Annotated in this window: 14 protein-coding genes and 3 tRNA genes; 10 read left to right on the top strand and 7 right to left on the bottom strand. The window is 72.2% G+C overall.

Annotated elements, in window-relative coordinates; genetic code table 11:
- Nucleotides 1-40 precede the first annotated feature (40 nt).
- Both hpt and tilS read right to left on the bottom strand, forming a co-directional pair.
- Nucleotides 41-592 (bottom strand): hypoxanthine phosphoribosyltransferase, encoded by a 552-nt coding sequence (gene hpt, locus NUH29_RS02780; RefSeq protein ID WP_258797407.1) that lies wholly within the window; start codon nt 590-592, stop codon nt 41-43.
- Between the two features lie 9 nt (nt 593-601).
- Nucleotides 602-1,690, bottom strand: a complete 1,089-nt coding sequence (gene tilS / locus NUH29_RS02775) for a tRNA lysidine(34) synthetase TilS (protein ID WP_258797406.1) — start codon at nt 1,688-1,690, stop codon at nt 602-604.
- Between the two features lie 46 nt (nt 1,691-1,736).
- On the opposite strand from tilS, the gene ppa reads away from it, so the two are divergent.
- Nucleotides 1,737-2,225, top strand: coding sequence for an inorganic diphosphatase (gene ppa / locus NUH29_RS02770; protein ID WP_258797405.1), 489 nt, complete (start codon nt 1,737-1,739; stop codon nt 2,223-2,225).
- Between the two features lie 82 nt (nt 2,226-2,307).
- Here the strand turns inward: ppa and NUH29_RS02765 are convergent, their stop codons facing one another.
- Nucleotides 2,308-3,609 carry a C40 family peptidase gene (locus NUH29_RS02765; RefSeq protein ID WP_258797404.1) on the bottom strand — a complete coding sequence of 434 codons (1,302 nt, stop codon included), beginning with the start codon at nt 3,607-3,609 and terminating at the stop codon, nt 2,308-2,310.
- Complete coding sequence (locus NUH29_RS02760) at nt 3,602-4,831, bottom strand: M23 family metallopeptidase (RefSeq protein WP_258797402.1); 1,230 nt, start codon at nt 4,829-4,831, stop codon at nt 3,602-3,604. The genes NUH29_RS02765 and NUH29_RS02760 overlap by 8 nt, the downstream gene beginning before the upstream one ends.
- A gap of 309 nt (nt 4,832-5,140) precedes the next feature.
- Between NUH29_RS02760 and NUH29_RS02755 the strand changes: the two genes are divergently transcribed.
- From NUH29_RS02755 to NUH29_RS02735, 5 genes are all read left to right on the top strand, one after another.
- A tRNA-Glu gene (locus NUH29_RS02755) sits at nt 5,141-5,216 on the top strand.
- A 35-nt stretch (nt 5,217-5,251) separates the two neighbouring features.
- Nucleotides 5,252-5,325: transfer RNA gene (locus tag NUH29_RS02750), tRNA-Asp, on the top strand.
- 58 nt (nt 5,326-5,383) lie between these two features.
- Nucleotides 5,384-5,459 (top strand) — tRNA-Phe (locus NUH29_RS02745).
- 41 nt (nt 5,460-5,500) lie between these two features.
- Complete coding sequence (locus NUH29_RS02740; protein ID WP_258797401.1) at nt 5,501-7,024, top strand: SulP family inorganic anion transporter; 1,524 nt, start codon at nt 5,501-5,503, stop codon at nt 7,022-7,024.
- Between the two features lie 53 nt (nt 7,025-7,077).
- A complete protein-coding gene (locus tag NUH29_RS02735) occupies nt 7,078-7,596 on the top strand; it encodes a hypothetical protein (protein WP_258797400.1) in 519 nt (172 codons plus the stop codon).
- Nucleotides 7,597-7,599: 3 nt separating this feature from the next.
- Here NUH29_RS02735 and NUH29_RS02730 read toward each other — a convergent pair whose 3' ends face one another.
- Nucleotides 7,600-8,541 (bottom strand): intradiol ring-cleavage dioxygenase, encoded by a 942-nt coding sequence (locus NUH29_RS02730; protein ID WP_258797399.1) that lies wholly within the window; start codon nt 8,539-8,541, stop codon nt 7,600-7,602.
- 142 nt (nt 8,542-8,683) lie between these two features.
- On the opposite strand from NUH29_RS02730, the gene NUH29_RS02725 reads away from it, so the two are divergent.
- From NUH29_RS02725 to NUH29_RS02710, 4 genes are all read left to right on the top strand, one after another.
- Complete coding sequence (locus tag NUH29_RS02725; protein ID WP_258797398.1) at nt 8,684-9,235, top strand: hypothetical protein; 552 nt, start codon at nt 8,684-8,686, stop codon at nt 9,233-9,235.
- 76 nt (nt 9,236-9,311) lie between these two features.
- Nucleotides 9,312-9,785: a hypothetical protein gene (locus NUH29_RS02720; protein WP_258797397.1), complete on the top strand. Its 474-nt coding sequence runs from the start codon at nt 9,312-9,314 to the stop codon at nt 9,783-9,785.
- Nucleotides 9,782-10,261, top strand: coding sequence for a hypothetical protein (locus NUH29_RS02715; protein ID WP_258797396.1), 480 nt, complete (start codon nt 9,782-9,784; stop codon nt 10,259-10,261). Before NUH29_RS02720 ends, NUH29_RS02715 begins: the two co-directional genes overlap by 4 nt.
- 1 nt (nt 10,262) lies before the next feature.
- Nucleotides 10,263-10,928, top strand: a complete 666-nt coding sequence (locus tag NUH29_RS02710) for a hypothetical protein (RefSeq protein ID WP_258797395.1) — start codon at nt 10,263-10,265, stop codon at nt 10,926-10,928.
- A 3-nt stretch (nt 10,929-10,931) separates the two neighbouring features.
- Here NUH29_RS02710 and NUH29_RS02705 read toward each other — a convergent pair whose 3' ends face one another.
- Together NUH29_RS02705 and NUH29_RS02700 are read right to left on the bottom strand one after the other, a co-directional pair.
- Nucleotides 10,932-13,523 carry a helix-turn-helix domain-containing protein gene (locus NUH29_RS02705; protein WP_258797394.1) on the bottom strand — a complete coding sequence of 864 codons (2,592 nt, stop codon included), beginning with the start codon at nt 13,521-13,523 and terminating at the stop codon, nt 10,932-10,934.
- A gap of 39 nt (nt 13,524-13,562) precedes the next feature.
- Nucleotides 13,563-15,674 carry an acyl-CoA dehydrogenase family protein gene (locus NUH29_RS02700; RefSeq protein WP_258797393.1) on the bottom strand — a complete coding sequence of 704 codons (2,112 nt, stop codon included), beginning with the start codon at nt 15,672-15,674 and terminating at the stop codon, nt 13,563-13,565.
- Nucleotides 15,675-15,795: the final 121 nt, after the last annotated feature.

Raw genomic sequence — 15,795 nt, 5'->3', positions numbered from 1 at the left:
CGTCCGCTCGGCCCTTCCTGCGTGTTCGCCCGAGGCTGAGTCAGCTGTACACGTGCGGGGCGAGCACGCCCACCGCGCGGAGGTTGCGGTACTTCTCGGCGTAGTCGAGCCCGTAGCCCACGACGAAGTCGTTCGGGATGTCGAAGCCCACGTAGCGCACGTCGACCTCGACCTTGGCCGCCGCCGGCTTGCGCAGCAGCGCGCAGATCTCCACCGTGGCCGCACCGCGGCTCGAGAGGTTCTCGCGCAGCCACGACAGGGTCAGACCCGAGTCGATGATGTCCTCGATGATCAGCACGTCGCGCCCGGTGAGATCCGAGTCGAGGTCCTTCAGGATGCGCACGACGCCCGACGACTGGGTGCCGGCCCCGTAGGAGCTCACCGCCATCCAGTCCATCTCGATGTGTCGGCGCAGCTCGCGCGAGACGTCGGCCATCACCATGACGGCCCCGCGCAGCACGCCGACGAGCAGCAGGTCGCGGCCCTCGTAGTCGCGCTCGATCTCGCGGCACAGCTCGGCGATCCGGGCATGGATCTCGGCCTCGCTGAGCAGCACCTCGGACAGGTCACCCTGGATGTCGGCCGGCTCCATGCGCCCAGCCTATGACGCCGTGAAGACGATGAGGCGGCCCTCGCGGCGTGCGGTCAGGCCGGGCAGGTCGATCGACCCCTGCCCGTGCCAGTCGGTGACGAGCCTCGCGACCTCGAGGGTGTGCGCCCGGGTGAGCGAGACCCCGAACTCGGCGAGCACCACGAAGCGGATGACGCGGTTGCGCAGCGCCGTCGGGTTCGCCGCGAGCGCGGTCGCCGACACGGCGATCCCCGCCTCCGCCGGCTCGCAGATGTCCTCGATGAGCTCGTCGATCTGCCGCTGGAAGGCTTCCGCGTCCTCGCGCACGAGCTCCGCCGTGCGCGCGAGCGCCTCGGCGACGCCGGGTCCGAGCTCCGCCTCGAGCACCGGCAGCACCCGCTCGCGCACCCGCACCCGGGCGTACGCGGGGTCGGCGTTGTGCGGGTCGTCCCAGGGTTCGAGCCCCTCGTCGAGGCAGGCCCGCCGCGTCGTCTCCCGACGGATCCCGAGCAGCGGCCGCCGCAGGATCCCCGACACCGCGTCCATACCCTGCAGGCTCGCCGTGCCGCTGCCGCGGGCGAGGCCCAGCAGCACCGTCTCGGCCTGGTCGTCGAGGGTGTGGGCGAGCAGTACGGCCGCCGCGTCGTTCTCGCGCGCCACCTCGGCGAGCGCCGCGTACCGCGCATCGCGGGCCGCCGCCTCCGGTCCGCCCGGGCCGTCCACCTCGACGGTCACCGCGACCACCGGCTCCAGCCCCAGCTCGCGCGCCTGCTCCGCCGCCCGGATGGCCACCGCATCCGATCCGGGCTGCAGGCCGTGGTCGACGACCACCGCACCCGCCCGGATGCCGGCCCGCGGCGCCTCGAACGCGGTCGCCGCGGCGAGCGCGAGCGAGTCCGCGCCGCCCGACAGCGCGACGAGCACCAGCGGTCGGTCCAGAAATGCAGGAGATTCTGCACGGGTCGCCTCGACCGCCCCGGAGTTCGCGGCATCCTCCGCAGAATCTCCTGCATTTTCGACACGGATGTCGGGGGCGAGGTCGGCGAGCGCGTCGCGCACCGCGCGGCGGATGTCGGCCCGGGCGGGGGTCAGGCGGGGGCGAGGTCGGTCGGCAGCCATCGACTAACGTTATGGGCGCCGCACCACACGACACCAGGAGACATCCATGGCCGACTACGCCGCCGTCATCGAGATCCCCAAGGGGAGCCGCAACAAGTACGAGGTCGACCACGAGACCGGTCGGGTCTTCCTCGACCGCGTGCTCTTCACGGGCTTCGTCTACCCCACCGACTACGGCTACATCGAGAACACCCTCGGCCTCGACGGCGACCCGGTCGACGTGCTCGTGCTGCTCGAGTACCCGCTGTTCCCCGGCGTCGGCGTGAAGGTCCGCCCCGTCGGCGTGTTCAAGATGACCGACGACGGCGGCTCCGACGCCAAGGTCATCGCGGTGCCCGCGAAGGACCCGCGCTGGGCGCACATCCAGGACGTCGACGACATCCCGGAGTACACCCGCAAGGAGATCGAGCACTTCTTCGAGCACTACAAGGACCTCGAGCCCGGCAAGTGGGTCAAGACCGAGGGCTGGGGCGACGCCGCGGAGGCGGAGGCGATCGTCGAGGCGGGCGTCGCCGCCTACGTGCCCTCGCACTAGCAGCACTCGAGGTGGTCGAGGAGCGCCCGCGCAGCGGACGCGTCTCGAGACCAGCGTCGCCCGACCCGTGGCGGGGTAGGCGTCAGCCCGTCGGGCGGCCGACGTACGGCACGCGGTCCGAGCTGCGCACCGCGACGATGCGCACCGGCGCGCTCGGGTTCGGGGCCTCGATCATCATGCCGCCGCCGAGGTAGATGGCGACGTGGTACTTGCGGGCGACGGATGCCGATCCGCCGTCCGAGTAGAAGATCAGATCGCCCGCCTGCGCCTGGCTGTAGGGCACGAGGCGCCCCTGCGCCGCCATGTAGTTGTACTGGTCGGTCGAGCTGTGGGTGCCGATGTAGACGCCGACGGACGCGTAGGACGCCTTCGTGAGGCCCGAGCAGTCCCACACGTCGGGGCCCATGCCGCCGAGCACGTATCGCTCGCCGAGCTGCGCCTTCGCGTAGGCGATCGCGCCGTCGACCGCGGAGGAGACCGGGGTCGGGGCCGACCCGCCGCTCGAGCCGCCGGAGGAGCCACCCGAGGATCCGCCGCCCGCCGCGGCGGCGGCATCCGCGGCCGCCTGGGCCGCGGCCGCGTCGGCGGCCGCCTGCGCGGCGACGCCCTCCGCGTACGACTGCTCGAGCTCGGCGGTCGTGCCCTTGAGGCTCGCGAGCTGCGCGTAGAGCACCGTCTGGTTGGCGCGCTGCGCCGTCACCTGCGCCTCGACGTCGGCCGCCGCCTGCTCGGCTGCCGTCTGGGCCTCGGCCGCGGCGGCGGCGCGGGTGCGGCGCTCGGTCTCGGCCACCTGCGCCTGGTCGCTCAGCGAGGCGACCGTCTTCTGGTCGAACACGGCCTGCTCGACGAGGGCTGCCGACGACTCGCTCAGCTTCGACATGGTGCCGAGGCGCGAGAGCAGCTTGTCGGCATCCGCCGCCGACGAGAACGCGAGGGCGCTCGTCGGGTCGCCGTTGCCGGTGCGGGCGAGGCGCGCGACGAGGCTCGCGGCGAGCTTCGCGGATGCGTCGGCGCGCTTCTTCGCGTCGGCGAGCTGGTCGGAGAGGCGGGTCGTGGTGGCCTCGGCCGCCTGCAGCTGGTTCTGGGCGAGCAGCGCGTCCTCGGCCTTCTGCATCGCGACCTTCTCGAGCGCGTCGGCCTGCTTCTGCAGCTCGGCGACGAGCGTCTGGAGCTTCGTGATCTCGGCCTTCTTCGCGGCCTCGTTCTGCTTCGCCGCCTGAACCTCGGCCCAGCTCGGGTAGTCCACGCGCGGCGCCGCGGCGGCCGGGATGCCGCCGGTGGCGGTCAGCGCGAACGCGGCCGCGATCGACACCGCGGCGGTCGCCGCCTGGCCGGCCGGCCGACGGAAGGCGGATCCGCCCGACCGCTCCGGCTGGTCAGCCAAGGGTGATCCCCTGGTTGCGCATGAACGGCACGGGGTCGACGAGGGTCTCGCCGTTGACCCGCACGATGAAGTGCAGGTGGCATCCGGTGGACTGGCCGGTGGTGCCGACCTTCGCGATCATCTGGCCGGGGCCGACCTCCTGCCCGATGCTCACCCCGATGCCGCCGGGCTGGATGTGCGCGTAGGCCGTGCTCGTGCCGTCGCCGTTCGCGATGCGGATGTAGTTGCCCCAGCTGCCGTACCAGCCCGCGTAGACGACGGTGCCGGCGTGGGCCGCGTAGATCGGGATGCCGCATCCGGGTCCGGCGAGGTCGACGCCGGTGTGCAGCTGGCGCACGCCCGAGACGGGGTTGATGCGCATGCCGAAGTTGGAGGAGATGTAGCCGGCGGCGGGGCGCGCCCATCCGCTCGCGCTCACCTCGCCCGCGGCGCCCGAACCCCACTTGGCCTTGAGGCCCTCCTGGTAGTCGGCCTCGGTGACCTCGCGCTGGTGGGTGAGGAAGGCGACGAGCGCCTCGGCCTTCGCCTTCGCCTCCTGCAGGGCGTCGTACTTGGTCTGCGCGTCGATCGCGGCCGCCTGGGCGATCTGGAACTTGGCTTCCGCATCGGCCTTCAGCTCGGCGAGCTTCTGCTCCTCGATCTGCTCCTGGTCGGCGAGCGACTTCGCGGTCTTCTGCAGCTGCACGGCCTTCTCGTACACGGCGTCGCTGCGCTCGGAGACCTTCTGCATGGCTCCGATGCGGTAGAGGTAGCCGTCGGCTCCGCCCGTGTCGCCGAGCAGTCCGACGGTCGCGTCGCGCCCGGCACCCTGCTTGGCGAGGTTCGCGATCAGCTGCGTCGACTCGAGGCGGGCCTTGTCGGCTTCGGCCTGGGCGGTGTCCGCCTGCGCCTTCACGTTCTGGGTGACGATCGACTGCTCGTCGTAGGCCTGCTCGGCCTCGGCGTACTCGGTGCCGCGCTTCTGAGCCTCGGCCTGCGTGCGGTCCACCTCGGCCTGCGCCGCCTGGATGCTCGCGTTGAGCGCGTTCAGCTGCGCCTTCGCGGATGCCTCGTCTCGCTTGGCGGCCTGCACATCGGCCCAGCTCGGGAAGTCGGTGGCGACGGCCGCGACGGCCGGCTGCACGCCCAGCGTGATCGCGAGCAGCACGGATGCCGCTCCCGCGACGAGCGCGGTCACGCTCGATCCGGCGCGCAGTTCGGTGGTCCCCCGGCGGTGCTGCATCTCTCCCCGTCCCCTGTGACGACCCCTCGGATGGTCTTATGTCACATGAACAACATCAATCACACTAACAACACGACGCACTCCAGACCAGGATCGCATCGCGGCGCGTCAAGCCTCAACCATCAGTTGAAGTTCGCCGGGAGGCCGCGCCCGTGTCCGCGAAAGTACGCACATCCGCGTACCTTCAGCCGCGAGAGCACGCAGAAGTGCGTACTCTCACGGAGTGTCGCGCGGGCGTCGGGGCCGATTCGCGTTAACGCCGAACGGCACGTATGCTTGACCCTCGGTTGCTATGCGGTTCGCCGACATGGCCCCATCGTTTAGTGGCCTAGGACACCGCCCTTTCACGGCGGCAGCACGGGTTCGAATCCCGTTGGGGTCACCATCCGATCGAGCAGCACCACATAACTTCACAAGCAAGGCCCTGTAGCGCAGTTGGTTAGCGTGCCGCCCTGTCACGGCGGAGGTCGCGGGTTCAAGTCCCGTCAGGGTCGCTGGTCGAGAGCCTTTCCGAAAGGGGAGGCTCTCGCACAATCAGCGGTTCGCCGTTGAGGCTCTGTAGCTCAGTTGGTAGAGCGCACGACTGAAAATCGTGAGGTCACGGGATCGACGCCCGTCGGAGCCACCACTTTCACCCCGGCTCGCCGCCACCCGACGACGGGAGTCTCGATGACCAGCGTCCGCATGCCCGCCGACGACCGCGCGCGCTACCGCGCCCGCCCCTCCGTGCTCGACGCGCTGCGCTCGCCCCGCCTGCTGCTGCGCGAGGTGCTCGCGGGGCTGGTCGTGGCGCTCGCGCTCATCCCGGAGGCGATCTCGTTCTCGATCATCGCCGGCGTGGATCCGCGGGTCGGGCTGTTCTCGTCGTTCGTCATGGCGATCTCGATCGCGATCCTCGGCGGGCGCCCCGCCATGATCACGGCCGCCACCGGTGCCGTCGCGCTCGTCATCGCTCCCGTCGCCCGCGACTACGGCATGGACTACTTCATCGCGACGGTCATCCTGGCCGGGATCTTCCAGGTGGTGCTCGCGGCGCTCGGCGTCGCGAAGCTCATGCGCTTCATCCCGCGCAGCGTGATGGTCGGGTTCGTGAACGCGCTCGCGATCCTCATCTTCGCGGCGCAGCTGCCGCAGCTGATCGACGTGCCGTGGCTCGTCTATCCGCTGGTCGCCGCCGGTCTCGTCATCATGATCGTGATGCCCCGGATCACGAGGGCGATCCCCGCCCCGCTCGTGTCGATCGTGCTCGTCACCGCCGCCGTGCTGGTGTTCGCGATCCAGGTGCCGACGGTCGGCGACCAGGGCGAGCTGCCGCGCAGCCTGCCGAGCCTGTTCATCCCCGACGTGCCGCTCACCGGGGAGACCTTCGCCATCATTGCCCCCTTCTCGCTCGCGATGGCGCTCGTCGGCCTGCTCGAGTCGCTCATGACCGCGAAGCTCGTCGACGACATCACCGACACCCACTCCCGCAAGACGCGCGAGTCCTGGGCGCAGGGGGTCTCGAACGTGCTCTCCGGGCTGTTCGGCGGCATGGGCGGATGCGCGATGATCGGCCAGACGATGATCAACGTGAAGGCGTCGGGCGCCCGCACCCGCATCTCCACCTTCCTCGCCGGCGCGTTCCTGCTCGTGCTCGTGCTCCTGCTCGGCGATCTGGTGGCCGTGATCCCGATGGCGGCGCTGGTCGCCGTGATGATCATGGTGTCGGTCGCGACGTTCGACTGGCACAGCATCCGCCTCTCGACCCTGCGGCGGATGCCGAAGAGCGAGACGCTCGTGATGGTCGCCACCGTCGTCATCGTCGTGCTCACCCACAACCTCGCGATCGGGGTCGTCGCGGGGGTGCTCGTGGCGATGGTGCTCTTCGCGCGCCGGGTGGCGCACTTCGTCACCGTCACGCGCACCGTCGCCGCCGACGAGCAGGTGCCGACGGCGCGCTACGAGGTCGACGGCGAGCTGTTCTTCGCCTCGAGCAACGACCTCACCACCCAGTTCGCCTACGCCGACGACCCCGAGCGGGTGATCATCGACATGTCGCGCTCGCACGTGTGGGACGCCTCGACCGTCGCCGCGCTCGACGCGATCGTGACCAAGTACGAGCACCACGGATCGCGCGTGGTCTTCGAGGGCATGAACGACGCCACGGTCGCCTTCCACGGGCGACTCTCGGGCGAGCTCGGCGCCGGGCACTGACGCGGGACCATCGCCTCTCGTCGCCCGCCCCGGCGACGACTAGCGTGAGGCCGATGCCCCGACACCCGCGCCGTTCCGAGATGGTCGCCGACGCGACCCTCGTCTCGGTCGCGGCAGCGCGCCAGGCGGCGAAGAACCTCATGCTCGTGCGGGCGCTCCGCGACGCCGCCGACTTCGACCACGACTGGTACATGGCCGCCGTGCGCCGCGAGTTCGAGGTGCTCGCGGTGGAGGCGGATGCGAACGCGGCGCGTGTGCTGCGCATCCGGGCGAAGGCGGGGCGCCGGCACGGGCACGCGCTCAGCGCCGACGACTACCGCGCGGCCGACACCCGGCGACTCAAGAAGCGCGCTCGGGTGCTGACCGACCTCGCCGAGGAGCTGCGGCGGCTCTCCACCGACGACGAGACGATCGCGACGCTCATCGACGAGGCGCGGATCCAGGCGCTCGACGAGATCACGGCCACCACGGCGGCCGTCCCCGGTCTCGGACGCACGAAACCGGCTAAGGGGGTTGCGCGCTCGAAGGCGCTTCAGGCCCTCCGCGAGGAGCTCAGCGACTACGCCGACTGAGGATCACCGCGGCGGCTGCCCGCTCGGGCCGCCGCCCGGCATCCCGCCGCCACCCGACATCATCCCTGCGCCTGCCGCCGTCGAGGTGTCGATGCGCACGGGAAGCGTCGCGGTGTACCCGGCCGCCGGGTCGCCCGTGAGCGTCGCCAGCTGCAGCGCCCCGCCGTCGTCGCCGAACACGTTGTCGGTCGCGAGCGAGACCCCGGCGAGATTCTGCGCCGACCCGCTGTAGCGGTCGTCGGCGTAGACGAGCTCGCACGCGTCCTGCGGGAAGGCGAGTTGCGAGGTCGCGATCGCCGTGCTGGAATCCGCGATCGACGAGGTGTCGGGGTACACCTCGAAGTGGATGTGCGGCCAGCGACCCGTGTAGCACCCCGGGTAGATCGAGGTGAACGTGACCGTGCCGTCGGCGCCCGTCACCTGCACCCCGCGCAGGTACGTCTCGTCCTCGAGTCCCTCGGAGTACATCGAGTAGCCGCCCTGGGCGTCGCAGTGCCACACGTACACCGCGAGACCCTCGAACGGCGCATCGTCGTTCAGCATGTCGGCGAGCGCGAGCGTGAACACGAGGGGCACGCCCACCGCGGTCGCCCCGCCGTCGATGCTCGAGCGGATGTCGCTGCGCACGATCCCCGACTCCTCGAGCACGTCGGGCCCGTTCGACCCGTCGCCCGGGTACGGCCCTGCGGTCTCCTCCGGGATCTCGCCGTCGCTCGTCGAGGCGGAACCCGTGGTGGCCGTGCTCGCGCCCTCCGGTGTGCACGCGGCGAGCGCCGCCGCACCCACCCCGATCCCGAGCACGGCCAGCATCCCGCGCCGGGTGATCAGGGTGCGCACGTCGAACGGGGCGCCCTGATCGACGACGGGCTCGTCGACCCGATCGAGCAGGCGACCCTGGTAGGCCGGGCCGTCGGGTGTCGCTTCCGGTTCCGGATGGTGTCTCATGGTGCGTCTCCCCTCGGTGGTCGACGCCCAGCCTGGGGAGACGGCCTGGACTCCGTCTCGGTCGGACCTCGGTATCCGCTGTACGCGAGGTAGTCCCGCCCTCGCCGGGCGGATCCCCGGGCGGGCGCGCTACCGTTCCCCGGTGGCCATCCGCATCCGCCGCCCCTGGCGCCCGCGCTTCACCGAGCTCGTCGACGACGCGCTGCTCGTCGCGCGCGCCGGGGTGCGGCAGAGCGTCAAGAACGTGGTGATCATGCGCACCCTGCGCGACGGGGCGGCGTACGACGCCGACTGGTACGCGGATGCGGTCCGGGGCGAGCTGGAGATGCTCGCCGTCGAGAGCGACGCGCATGCCGCCCGACTCACCCGCGAGATCGACTACGCGAAGGGGCGCAACCTGCGCGCGGTGACCGCCGCGGACTACATGAACCGCGACGTGCCCAAGCTCAAGCGGCGGCGGAAGGTGCAGCACGCCCTCGCCGAGCGGCTCCGTGCGCTGGCGCAGGATCCGGATGCCGTGGTGGCGCTCGTCGAGCAGGCGCGCCTCGACGCGCTCGACGACATCGCGGCGGCGGCGGCCGAGGTGCCGCAGCGCCGGCATCCGCGTACCGTCACCGGCAGCGCCAGGCGGATCGCGCTCGCCGATCTGCTCGACGACCTGGCGGCGCTCGCGGACGAGCGCCCTGACGCCTGAGCAATCCCTACTCAGGGCGGCCGTCGACTCCTGCGCCGATACTGGCCGGACACACCCGTCCACCCCTGGAGAATCCATGCGCACCACCACGCGCGGCGCCCTCGCGGCGACGCTCCTGCTCCCCCTCGCCCTGGCCCTCACCGGCTGCGCGAACCCGATCGAGCAGCTCATCGAATCCGGTACCGGCACCCAGATCGACACCGACGGCGACGGCGGCTTCACGATCGAGACCGACGACGGCGCCGTGCAGGTCGGGGGATCGACGGAACTCCCCGCGGACTTCCCGGGCGAGCTCCCGCTCCCCGACGGCACCCTGCTGAGCACGGTCACCGCCGAGGGCCAGTGGAGCCTGAGCTACGACGGCGTCTCCGCGGGGTCGGCCGAGGAGATCCTGGCCTATCTCGACGCCAACGGTTTCGAGCAGCTCGCGTTGACGCAGACCGCCGACGCCTGCCAGTTCACATATCAGAGCGACCAGTGGGTCGTGACCGGACTGTGGGGCTCCGGAGAGTCCGGTGCGGGCATGTTCTACGCGGTGGCCGCTCGATGAGCCGCCGCACGCTGGCGGCCACCGTTCTCGCCGCGGGCCTCGCGCTCACGGGATGCGCGGCATCCGCACCCGCGGAGCCGATCGTCGACGACACCACCACGGTCGACGAAGCCCCGGCGGCAGGGGAGCCGGCACAGGGTGAGCCTGCCGCGGGGGGACCGTTCACCCCTGTCGATGCGAGCCAGGTGCCCGACTGGGCGCCCGCCGACCTGCCGATGCCGGAAGGCGACTACCTCTGGGCGGCGCCGTACGACCTGGGCGTGCAGCTGCAGTTCGGTCTGCGCGACGCCGGTGCCGCAGAGGCGCTCGTCGACGAGCTGCTCAGCCTCGGCTACGTGCAGACCCAGTACACCGAGCACCCCGGCGGCACCGGCGAGACCTGGTTCACGGAGGGCCCGACGATCCGCGCGAACGTCGTGCTCACGAAGGCCGACACCGACGAGCCCCAGCTCAGCTACAACCTGGAGCGGATCTAGCGTGCGCCCGCGCCTCGTCACCACCGTCGCCGTGGCCGCGGCTACCCTGCTGGCGCTGACCTCGTGCGAGCAGTTCTGGTTCGCGGGCGGCGCCGGAGGGGGCGCCTCCGCATCCGGCACGCCGGCGGCCGCAGACGACCCGGATGCCGCGGGCGACGCGTCCACCGACCAGAACGCCGCCGACGCCGCCTGCCCGATGGGAAGGTGGCAGCTCGACAACGCCTCGTGGAGCCAGGCCCTCGCCGCGCTCGTGGCCGACGGCTTCCCGGATGCGACGGTGACCGTCGAGGGCACGCAGACCCTGGACTGGAACGCGGGCGGCGACTACCTCATGACCGCCGACCGGGTCGTGTACACCGTCGTCGGCACCTCGGACGGACAGCCGTACACGCTCGTCATCACCCACGACGGTGCCGAGACCGGTCGGTGGTCGGGTGGCGACGGGCTGACGGACGGCACGTACACCCTCACCACCGTCGACGACTCGGGCTGGGCGTCGACGGTGACCATCAGTGCCGGCGGCGGAAGCCAGCACCTGGATCCGGACGAGATGACGGCGGACCCGTGGGCAGGCGAGGTGCAGGTGCGCTGCGTGGGCGACCTCATGCGCAACACGGTCTCGGCCGAGGGCACCACGGCGACCGTGGACTTCACCCGGCGGGGCTGAGCGTCAGTCCGCCAGGAGGCCCGCCTCGACGAGAGCCGAGCGCAGTTCGTCGCGCGACGAGACGCCCAGCTTGCGGTACACGGTCTGCAGCAGGTTGTCGACCGTGCGCACCGACACCCCGAGCCGTTCCGCGATCTCCCTGCTGCGCTCCCGACCGGCCGCCGCGAGGGCCATCTCGAGTTGGCGCGCGCTCAACAGCGGCGCCTCCCGGCGCTGGATGAGCGGGGCGTCGACGCCGATCGACAGCGTCACCGCCGCGGTCTCCAGTCGATGGCGCGCCTCGGCTCCGGGACGCATCCGGAGGGCGAGCGAGATCGCGTCCAGCGCGGTGGGCGCCATGCCCGCCCGGCCGAGCCGGATCGCCGCCGGTGCGATGTGGGCGGGCTGGCGATCGCGCAGGGCGACCGCCACATCCCGAAGCGCCGTGTACAGGCCGAATTCGGCGGGCACGCGGGCGCAGATGTCGTCGAGCATCGCGGCGGCGCGCTCGACCCGTCCGAGCCGGATGCAGACCCCCAGCGAGATCGCGGCCACCAGCAGGTACCCGACCCCTGCCGCGGCCTCGGCGGCACTCTCCACGATGGCGGCGGCCCGGGCGTCGTCGCCGTCGGCGTGCGCGAGCCACGCCTCGCACTCGGCGATCATCATGACCGCCTTCGGTTCGCTGCGCTGGGCGGGCTCCAGGGAGTCGAGGATGCCGCGCGCTCCCGCGACGTCGCCCGCCTTGGCCAGGGTGTCGGCCTGCAGCGCGAGGGTGAGCGCGAGCACGCCCATGCCGTCGCGCCAGCGGCACTGATCGACCGCGAGCGCCGTGGCCCGCAGCGCCTCGTCGAGTCGGCCGTTGTAGTTGAGGTGCTCCGCCACCACACAGGTCCACAGCCCCACGCCGTCCCCGGCGTCGGGTCGTCGGGCTTCGGCGTACTCGAGGGCGCGCTCGTGCTCGCCGAGCGAGAGCAGATGGATGTACTCGTTGAAGCCGAGCATCGCCGCCGCCGCCGGGTCGAGCACGCCCATCCGCTCCTGCACCCGCGTGAGCGCCGCCGCGGCCTCGTGGGCGGCATCCGCGCGACCGCCCATCGACTCGGTCATGATCGCGGCCATCGCACCGCGCACCGCGACCTCCGGCGGCAGTTCGGCATCGGCGGGACCGGCGGTCGTCTCGTGCACCTGCCCGAGGATCGCCCGCCAGAGCCGCAGATCGGCGTCGAGCCCCGCCGCGCCGTCACCCGAGGCGCGCCGCTGCACGGCCTCCGCCTGCGCGATCGCCGCCGCGACGTCGAAGCGTCGATACGCCAGGTGCTCGCCGTGCCGGGCGGCGAGCGCAGCGCGTTCGCCCACCGTCCGCGCCTGGGCGGCGGCGACCGCGAAGTCCGCCTCCGCCGCGTCGAGTTCGCCGCGCACGGATCGCGCGGATGCCGATGTCAGAGCCGCGGCGAAGCGGTCGGCGGGGTCCAGCGCGTCGCCACGACCCAGCGCCTCCGCCGCGAGCGCGATGGCCGTACCGAGGTCGCCGATGCCGTACGCGTACCCCGCCGCCCACACGACATCGGAGGGCGGGGGCTCGGCCCCGGCCCGGAGCTCGAGCAGCGTCGCGGCGAACCGCTCGTGCGGGCGTCCGTGCTCCCGCAGCCGAGTCGCGGCCTCGATCGCCACGTCGGCCCGGTCGGCGTCATCGGCGAGCGCCTCGCCGATGAGGGGATGGGCGATCCGCAGGCGTCCGGTGGTGTCCTCCTCGACGACGGCACCGCCGGCGATCAACCGCTCGGTGACCCGAGCGTCGCGGTCGTCCCGGTCGACGAGGTCGCGCTCGGCCGGCTGGGTGAGCGCGATGAGGTGCAGCTGCCGGCGTTGGGCGGCGTCCAGCCCGTCGATGCGGGCGGCGATGGTGTCGAGCAGGCCGGCCGGTGTGCCGCCGTCGGCGATCTCGACGAGCCCCGCCTGGACCTCCACGTCGCCGCGACGGACAGCCGCCTCGACCAGCATCCGGAGGAAGAGCGGGTTCCCGTCGGTCCGCGCCGCGAGGCGCGCCACATGCTCGTGACGGACGGGCACGCCGAAGCGCTCCTCGAGCACCCTCGCCACCTCGTCCTCGCCGAGCCCGCCGAGCAGTCGCACCTCGGCGACCCCGTCGTCGACGAGCCGGGCGAGCGGGGCGGGCAGCGGCTCCCCGAGGCGGGCCGTGACGATCGCGGGCACGCCGAAACCGCGGACCAGCTGATGCACCGCGGCCGCCGACACCTCGTCGAGCCAGGGAGCGTCGTCGACGAGCATCAGGTGGCGCCCGGCGTTCCGGCCCACGCGCGCGAGCAGCTCGGGCACCGCACGCGCCGGGTCGTGCGACACCCCCAGCTGGGCGAGCGCGGGCGCGAACGCGGCGAGCGGGATGGCCGCCAGCTCGGGCTGTGCGATCACGCGGACGACGTCGCGTCCCGTGCGCGCCGCCGCTGCGCCGGCGAGCACCGTCTTGCCGACGCCCGGCGCACCCGTGACGATCCGCGCCCGGACCGGGGCCCGATCGACGGCGGCGGCGAGCTCGTCGCGCTCGCGGGCGCGGCTCAGCAGCGGCCAGTCGCGCTGCGCTGTTCGGGATCCCATGGTGGTCCCCCGTGTATAGCACGGCGCGCGGGTGGGGGATCAGCGCGTGCGCAGGCTCTTCTCGTCGACGGGCGCCTCGCCGGACGCGCGGAGCGCGGCGTAGTAGGCGCGCGCCTCGTCCTGGCGCTCCTGCTCGGCACCCGACGCGATCGGCGCCCGCACGAGCTCCGGCGTGAGCCCGAACGCACCCACCAGGTCGAGCGCGTGCTCGCGGATGCGCGGCAGCAGGCGGTCGTCGATGTACGCGGTGATCGCGGCGGCGCGCTGGGCCGAGAGGCGGCCGTGCACGAGGTACCAGGCCGCGTCCTTCTCGATGAGGCCGAGCCCGAACAGGTCGCGCAGCCAGGTGAGAACCTGCTTGGTGTCGCCCTCCGGCACCTTGGCGAGCGCCCGCGTGAACGCCTCCCACTGCAGCAGCTCGCCGTGCGCGCGGGCCGCGAGGATCAGGTCGTTCTGGTGGCGGTTGAAGAGCGCCGCCGCGTCGACGGGCGACAGCTTGGATGCGGGACGCAGCTTCGCGGCGAGCTCGGCGACCGCCGTGTGAACCCGGTCCGTCAGCAGCTGGCGCTGCGAGTCCTCGTCGCGCACGAAGCCGACGGAGCGCGCCGTCGAGCCGAAGTCGGCGATCGACTGGCCGAGACGGCGGAGCCCCGTGCGGTTGACGGCGGCGTCGCCCACCTGGCCGGCGACGTACTGGGCCATGGCCCCGGCATCCGCGCCCTTGAACTTGCGCGCGTAGTCGGTGAGCAGGCGCTTCGCGACGAGCTGCAGCAGCACGTTGTTGTCGCCCTCGAAGGTCGCGTAGATGTCGAGGTCGGCGCGCAGCTGCGTGAGCCGGTTGACCGCGAGGAAGCCGGACCCGCCGCACGCCTCCCGCGCCTCCTGCAGGATGTCGAGCGCTCCCCACGTCGACAGGGGCTTCAGGGCCGCGGCGATCGTCTCGAGGTCCTCGCGGGTGGAGGGGGTGTCCTCCAGCCCCGAGAACACGCGGTCGAAGATGTCGAGGAACTCCTCGTGTGCGAACGACATCGCGTAGGTCTGGGCGAGGCGCGGCAACAGGCGGCGCTGGTGGCGCTGGTAGTCGAGCAGCACCTCCTCGTCGCTCGTGCCCCCGGTGAACTGGCGACGCTGGGTGCCGTAGGTGATCGCGATGTGCAGCGCGAGCTTGGAGGCGATCGTCGCCGCCCCGTCGAGCGACACGCGCCCCTGCACCAGGGTGCCGAGCATCGTGAAGAAGCGGCGGCCGGGGCTCGAGATGGGCGAGCTGTAGTCGCCCGCCTCGTCGACGTCGCCGTAGCGGTTCAGCAGGTTGACCCGCGGAACCCGCACCTGGTCGAAGTGCAGGCGGCCGTTGTCGATGCCGTTGAGACCGCCCTTGAGTCCGTCGTCCTCGCCGCCGACGCCCGGCAGGAACTCGCCCGCCGCGTCGCGGATCGGCACGTAGAAGGCGTGCACGCCGTAGTTCACGCCCTTCGTGATGAGCTGCGCGAACACGACCGCCGCGCGCCCGTGCAGGGCAGCGTTGCCGAGATAGTCCTTCCAGGCGGCGCGGAACGGGGTGTGGATGACCCACTCGTCCGCCTGCTCGTCGAAGGTGGCGGTGGTGCCGACCGAGGCGACATCCGAGCCGTGCCCGGTCTCGGTCATCGCGAACGCACCCGGGATCTCGAGGCTCATCGCGCCGGGCAGGAAACGCTCGTGGTGCGACTCGGTGCCGAGGTGCAGGATCGCGGCCGCGAACAGCCCCCACTGCACGCCCGACTTGATCTGCAGCGAGGGGTCGGCGAGCACGAGCTCCTCGAAGGCGGCGATGTTGCCGCCGTGGTCGTCACGGCCGCCGAAACGCGTCGGGAACGCGCGGTGCACGGCGTCCTCGGAGACGAGGGTGTGCAGCTGGCCGAGCACGCGCTCGCGGTGCTCGGCGAGCGACAGGTCGCCCTGGAACCAGAACTCGGGACGGGAGACGAGGGCCCGCGACACCTTGCGGTCCTCGGCCCAACGGCCCAGCAGGTGCTCGCCGAGCCAGGCGACGTCGACCTGCAGAGCTGCGGATGCGGTGGCCGCGTCGCGCGGGGTGCTCACGTCGTCGGGCAGATCGGTCTCGTGGCTCTGCGTCTCGTGGACTTCCGGGCCGGCTTCGGTGCGCGTCATGGCGTCCTCCAAGAGGGGGAGAAGGGGATGACCTCACGGTAGATCCGCATCACACGGGTGTCGATCGGGTCGTTCGGGGGGCACGAATCCGGCGCATCCGTCGCCGGGGTCGGTTGTGGGA

The organism is Protaetiibacter mangrovi (assembly GCF_024752305.1).
In the GTDB taxonomy this organism is placed as follows: domain Bacteria; phylum Actinomycetota; class Actinomycetes; order Actinomycetales; family Microbacteriaceae; genus Homoserinibacter; species Homoserinibacter mangrovi.
Note: the sequence above shows the minus strand (reverse complement) of the source record. Positions and strands in the feature narration are given on the sequence as shown.